The 5,287-nt window shown below is 59.4% G+C and carries 5 protein-coding genes; 1 reads left to right on the top strand and 4 read right to left on the bottom strand.

The window, feature by feature from the left end; all coding sequences use genetic code 11:
* Nucleotides 1-123 precede the first annotated feature (123 nt).
* From NW819_RS09345 to NW819_RS09330, 4 genes are all read right to left on the bottom strand, one after another.
* Entirely contained in the window at nt 124-1,749 is a 1,626-nt protein-coding gene (locus NW819_RS09345) for a copper resistance CopC/CopD family protein (protein ID WP_414413569.1), read from the bottom strand.
* Nucleotides 1,750-1,766: 17 nt separating this feature from the next.
* Nucleotides 1,767-2,360, bottom strand: coding sequence for a YcnI family protein (locus NW819_RS09340; RefSeq protein ID WP_414413568.1), 594 nt, complete (start codon nt 2,358-2,360; stop codon nt 1,767-1,769).
* Nucleotides 2,361-2,422: 62 nt separating this feature from the next.
* Nucleotides 2,423-2,722: a hypothetical protein gene (locus tag NW819_RS09335; RefSeq protein ID WP_414413567.1), complete on the bottom strand. Its 300-nt coding sequence runs from the start codon at nt 2,720-2,722 to the stop codon at nt 2,423-2,425.
* 47 nt (nt 2,723-2,769) lie between these two features.
* The gene (locus NW819_RS09330) at nt 2,770-3,111 is read right to left on the bottom strand and encodes a c-type cytochrome (protein ID WP_414413566.1); all 342 of its coding nucleotides are present in this window, start codon (nt 3,109-3,111) and stop codon (nt 2,770-2,772) included.
* Between the two features lie 159 nt (nt 3,112-3,270).
* Between NW819_RS09330 and dnaG the strand changes: the two genes are divergently transcribed.
* Nucleotides 3,271-5,211 carry a DNA primase gene (dnaG, locus tag NW819_RS09325; RefSeq protein WP_414413565.1) on the top strand — a complete coding sequence of 647 codons (1,941 nt, stop codon included), beginning with the start codon at nt 3,271-3,273 and terminating at the stop codon, nt 5,209-5,211.
* Nucleotides 5,212-5,287 lie beyond the last annotated feature (76 nt).

Here is a 5,287-nt window from a genome sequence, read left to right as displayed (position 1 = left end):
GCTGGCTCGATTCTGCCACAGGCCGACACCCTTGGGCGGAGCAGCCCCTAGCTCCTAGGCAGGGCCTTTTTCAGCTTTTTCTTTTGCGATCTTCAAGAGTTGTGATGATCCTGAACGATTCCGTCAGAGGGAAACCGCGATCTGACCTCGCCGCTCTTCAAAATCGCTGATCAGCAGTCTCACCTCGATCTGCCATTCCCCCGCCAGGGCTAGGGGCACATTTTCCACCACAAATTGGCCAGGCCCATCCGGCGCTACAGTGCGGCGTAGAGGGGGGATCCCCTGTTCTGGCAGGGAAAACCCAAGGGTCAATTCCTGAGCCGGGATCCCTTTCACTTCAACTTGGATCTGGTTTTCTCCGGGACGACAGGGCAGAATCCTCAGGTGCAGGCTGCCTTCCGGCCAGTTCAAGCTCTCTTCACAACTGGTCTGCCAACCTGATTCCAGGGGGGATCCCATGCCGTGCCTTCCATTACTGGGAGGAGCCTGGGCCACCAGGAAGCTGGTCAAGGCCAGCACCAGAATCAGCCCCACCAACTCCAGGCGGACGATCCGGCGCAGCGACCGGCCCACAGCCTGCCCACCCTGTTGCAATGCCGGCACCAGCCGAAACTTGTTGTGGGCGCCCAACCCCACCATCATCAGCACCAGCAGCAGCTTGGCCCAGAGATACTGCCCATACGGATGATCCCAGTCCCAGCCGCGGTGGATCCCACCCATCCCCACCCCCGCCAGGATAAGCCCCGGTACCGCCCAGGTGGCCACGTCAGAAAACCGTTGGATGATGCCTACAGATGGGTAGGGAGCAGATTCCTTGCCCAGCAGGCGCTCCAGCCCCCACAACCCTCCCAACCAGAAAGCTGAACCGGCCAGATGCAGCCCCAGCAGCGCCATTGTCCCCATCGGATGCTCACTGGTGAGAGCATGGCCAATGGGCAAAAAGGAGCCGAGCACCAACACCGACCCCATACCGCTGGCCCAGACGGCACCTCCCTCACAGGCCCAGATCAGGATCCCTAGCCCCACCAGCCGCAGCCCTGTACCCCAACCGTAGGGAGAAAGCATCACACGCAGCAGCTCTCGCCCATTAAAGTAAGGGTAGAGCTGGGCCAAATGCAGACTGAAGGCCACCACGGTCAAGCTGAGGGTGATCCAAGCTGTCGCAAAAGCCCAAGATAAGGGCTCCGCCCCGCTGACGCGATCAGAATCGGCGAAACTGCTCCGCTGCCCCCGCAACAGTCGCCACCAGCCCAGCACCCCCACCACAAAAAGGCTGCCCAAGTAGATCCCCCAGCGCACCCCCACCAGCGGCCAGTACAAGGGATCCCTTCCTTGGGCGTGAGCTGTCCTCGCCGCCTGCAATTGCCCAGGATCGGCTGCCCCCACCTGGAAGGCAAACGATCCACTCACCGGATGGGAATCGGCAGAAATGGCCCGCCAACTGACGATGTAAACTCCCTCGGGGATCCCCTGCGGCAAATCCCCCTGCGGTGCCTCACCCCTGGTCACCCGATTTTCCAAGGGCAGAGCTCGTCCGTTGCTGTCTAAAACCTGGAGCTGTGTGATCTGCACCGGCTCATTGAAAACAAGCCGCACCTGGGCCGGAGCTTCCTGCAACACTGCCCCATCCTCCGGGAAGGTGGAGAGCAAGCTGGCATGGGCAAAAGCGGGCGGGATCCCGGCCAGCCACAGCAAGAGGCAGAGGATCCCAGCCCAAATCCCAGCAAAACCCCCCCTAGGATAAGACATGATCCCAACCAGGCCGCCTAGCGGGTACCGTGACCATGCCCATGTCCATGCCCGTGGCCGTGCCCATGTCCACTGTCTCCACCTGTCAGCTTCAGCAGCGGAGCCGGCTCCGGCAAACTGTTGGGATCCTCGCCAGGCTGAGCCACCTGAATCCAGCGGTACATGCCCTGCTCGCACTCCTGAATCACTGGGATGGGGATGACCTCACCGGGGCGATTCGGCAGCTTGAGGCTGATGCTGAACTCATCCATGAACTCATCGGGCAGCGAGCCGCCGCTCCAGATCACCTCGGCAACCGTTTCGGTAATCATCTTCCCATGCGACTCATAGGGGGTCTCCAGCGGCTTTTTGACCGTCTCGATTTTCCACAGGGGATGCACCATCGGCTTCACAGAGACGAATCCCTCCGGGATCTGCACCCGCAGGCGCACGGTCGGGGATCCATCGCAGCCATGGGGCACCCGAAAGGTGAGCTTGGCAAAGCTGCCCGCCGGGGCCTCTTTGGGATGGACGGTGACATGGGCCCAGGCAGAAGAAAGGGGCAAACAACTCATTCCCAGGGCCAGCAGAGATTTCTTGGCCAGGGTCAAGTAACTTTGCAGACTGAACATTCGCAGATGCTCCTTACAAGCCTGTAGAGAAAGAGAAAAATGCAGTGTTTGTTGGTCAAAACCTAGGGGTGGTGATGGGATCCGTGGGATTCCGTTATGCTCATGCTGTGCTGTCCCCAACTGGCTAGGCCCATCGACACCAGGCCGGCACTGGCCAAGCCCATCGACACCAGCCCGAACGAGAGCGCCCCCATAGCCACTAGGCCAATGGAGAGGATGCCGTGAGTCACCACGCCGATGGCCACTACCCCATGGGCGGAAATGCCCACCGCCACCAAGCCATGGGCTCCCACGCCAACCGACAAGATTTTGCGGCGGGATCCCTGTCCTTCACATCCCTGCTCGTGAGGCAGCCGCTCCACTGGTCTCCCCTGGAGCAGGGCTGGATCTTGAGTCCTCTCTTTGGACACTAGCCTCTACTCCAGTTGTGCTCAGCGCGATCCAAAACGTAGGCCGCCACCGCCTCGATCTCCTCCGGCTTGAGAATCTTGGCAAAAGCCGGCATGGCCCCTTTGCCGTTTCTCACTTGGGCCTGGATCAGCTCAGGGGTGTCTACGTGGTACTCATGAAGAGCCGCCAGAGAAAGGTTTTTCGCTGCCACCAAAGTGTTGCGCCCGTTCAAGTGACAACCCACACATTTGGCCTGAAAGACCTTAGCTCCCAAGGCCAAATCCGGCTCGGCAGAAGCCGCTTGCGGGCTCAAAAAGAGGGCAGAGACTGCCAACAAAAGCCCTATAAAAAGGTTGATCATTCGCATTTTCATCTCAGAGATTGACCCAAAACTAGCCTTCGTGCTTTGCACCGCTAACGCGAACAAAGCTGGCTTATTGTCCCAAGCCCGTTGGGCCAGGTCAAAAGACGGCCTGTCGAGCTTCCCCCGGCTACCATAAGGTCAGGATCCCCCGAAGCCATGAGCGGTCTGCCCCCCGATTTCATTCAGTTGGTGCGCCAAAAGGCCGACCTCGTGGAAGTGGTGGCCGAAAAAGTGGTGCTGCGCAAGCAGGGAAAGAACTTCGTTGGGCTTTGCCCTTTCCACAACGACCACAAACCCAGTTTTCAGGTCAGCCCCAGCAAGCAGATCTACAAGTGCTTCTCCTGCGGGGCAGGGGGAGATGTGCTGCGCTTTGTCATGCAGACCGAGCATCTCTCCTTTGCTGAGGCCGTGCGCCACTTGGCGCGGCGATACCACATCCCTCTGCCCACCCGCAATCCCGAGGCGCAGCCCTTGGGATCCCTTGATGAGCGGGAGCTCTCCCACCGGGAAAAGCTGCTGGAGATTTTGGCCATGGCTGCCGATTTTTATCGGCATGCCCTCCGATCCCAGGTGGGAGCTGCCGCCCGCCAGTACCTGCGCAGCCGGCACCTGAGCGAGGAAACCTTGCAAAAATTTCAAATCGGCTTTGCTCCCCCCGGCTGGCAATCTCTCTACGAATACTTGGTCAACCACAAGCGCCAACCGGTCAAACTTTTAGAAGAGGCTGGATTGCTGGTTCCCCGCCAGCAGGGATCCGGCCACTACGACCGCTTTCGCAACCGGATCATGCTGCCCATTTTCGATGTGCAGGGGCGGGTGATCGGGTTTGCCGGCAGAGCCTTGGGGGAGTCAGGACAGCCCAAGTACCTCAACTCTCCAGAAACAGAGCTCTTCAACAAAAGCCAGGTGGTCTATGGTCTCAACTTTGCCCGCGATGCCATTGCCAAAGCCGATCAAGTCTTGGTGGTGGAAGGCTACTTCGATGTCATCGCCCTGCATCAGGCGGGAGTTGCCTATGCTGTAGCGGCCATGGGCACTGCTTTGACACCCCACCAGGTGAAGACCCTGCTGCGCTACACCCAGTCGAAGCGGCTGATCCTCAATTTTGATGCGGATCGGGCCGGTTTGAACGCCGCCAGCCGGGCCATTGAAGCCATTGAAGAACAAGCGCGGCGCGGAGAAATTGAGCTGCGCATTCTCACCCTTCCTGAGGGCAAAGATGCCGACGAATTTTTGCGGGAGCACAGGGGCTCCGCCCCGCTGACACCAGCGGTTGCTGAACTGCAAACCCTGATTGAGCAGGCCCCCCTGTGGCTGGATTGGCGAATTGAACAGGTGCTGGCCGGTCGGGATCTGAGCCGGGCCGCCGATTTTCAACAGGCCCGTCAAGCCCTTGTGCAACTGCTGGCCGGTTTGGGTGGACAATGGCGCTCTTTGTATTTGCACAAAGTGGCAGAATTGCTCAGCCGCGGCAACGGTCGCCTCAGTCGAGATTTGGAAGAAGACCTGCGCCGAGCCGTGCGGCAGTACCGCTGGGCCAAACCCCAGCAACCTTCCCTCAATAAGGGATCCAAACTCTTGCAATCTGAGTCCCATCTTTTGCAGATCTTTCTGCATTTTGGCGAGTATCGCCACGAAATTCGCCAAACTTTGCTGGAGCGAGAGCTGCAATTTAGCTTTCGCCCCCACCGGGAGCTGTGGCAGCGGATCTTGGAGCTGATCTCGGCACAGCCGGAGCTGGAAGAGCAAGAAGAGACGTTGCTGACGGCTTTGCGCACCCTCTGTGCCCAAGATGAGCAGCTCAACGAGCGCCTCAGCCATCTGCTTTGGCTGGACGAAAACACCCGCGTAGCCCTGATGCGTCCACGGATGGTGGTGCGGGCCGCCATTGCCAACATGGAGCTGGAAATTCGCCAGAAACGCTACCGCTATTGGACCCAACTGTGGGATCAAGCCTTTTCCGAGGGCAACACCGCCCTGGCCGCCCAGTACCAGGCCAGCATCCAGCAGGAATACCAAGCGATTCAGGCGCTGCAGCGGCAGGTGCAACTGAGCCTGGAAGACATGTCGGAAACTGCACTGGCCGAAGATCTATAGTCATTTCGATTTAAACCTAAACCCATAACCCAATACGGGGCCAGAAGGCTTCCCTCAATAGCCCAGGCGTCTCACC

The organism is Synechococcus sp. R8-2, assembly GCF_047461715.1.
Taxonomy (GTDB): Bacteria; Cyanobacteriota; Cyanobacteriia; order Thermostichales; family Thermostichaceae; genus Thermostichus.
This window is presented reverse-complemented; position numbering and strand designations above follow the sequence as displayed.